The sequence below is a fragment of the Nocardia sp. 852002-51101_SCH5132738 genome (assembly GCF_001665695.1).
GTDB lineage: Bacteria > Actinomycetota > Actinomycetes > Mycobacteriales > Mycobacteriaceae > Nocardia > Nocardia nova.
This window is the reverse complement of the sequence record NZ_LZML01000176.1, coordinates 1-628: the sequence shown is the minus strand read 5'-3', so window position 1 is coordinate 628 and position 628 is coordinate 1. Positions and strand designations below refer to the sequence as shown.

At 61.5% G+C, this 628-nt stretch carries 1 protein-coding gene; it reads right to left on the bottom strand.

Annotated features, from left to right (window positions below; genetic code table 11):
* On the bottom strand, positions 1 to 550 hold a 550-nt coding region (locus A5789_RS26430), incomplete at its 3' end, for a transposase (protein ID WP_197516743.1).
* Positions 551 to 628: the final 78 nt, after the last annotated feature.

Sequence of the window (628 nt, the reverse complement as noted above, 5' to 3'; positions counted from 1 at the left end):
ACACCTCGTCCAGCGGACGCGACTGCCATTGTTTGATCTCGTCCACCACCACATCGGTGATATTCGAAATCAGCTCCCGCGACACCTCGGTCCCATACACTTCCTTCAAGTGGTCCTCGATATCGCGGGTCGTCATCCCCCGCGAATACAGCGACAGGACAACCGTATTCAGATTCCCGAGCCGACGGGCACGCTTCGGCACGATCACCGGCTCGAAATCACCGTTGCGGTCCCGCGGCACCGCGATCGTCACCGGCCCCGTCTGAGTTTGGACCGTTTTCGAGTTCTTCCCGTTGCGGGAATTCCCGGTACCCCGGCCTTCCGGGTCGCCGGCCGCGTAACCGAGATGCTCGGTCATTTCCGCGTCCAGCGCCCGCTCGAGCACCTTCTTCGTCAACTCGTTCAGCAGCCCTTCGATACCGGCCTGCGGACCGGCCTCCGACGCCATCGCCTGCTTGACCATCGAGTCCAGCTGCGCCGAGGTGAACACCTCCGAAAGCTTCTGCGCAGCAACCTGATCCGACTTCGACGATGGTGTGGTCTTACTCACAAATCTCTCCTTCAACCGCCCGTCCGAGGGCATCTGATCACAGATCGCCCGGACTTACACGGTTGCCATGACACCCCC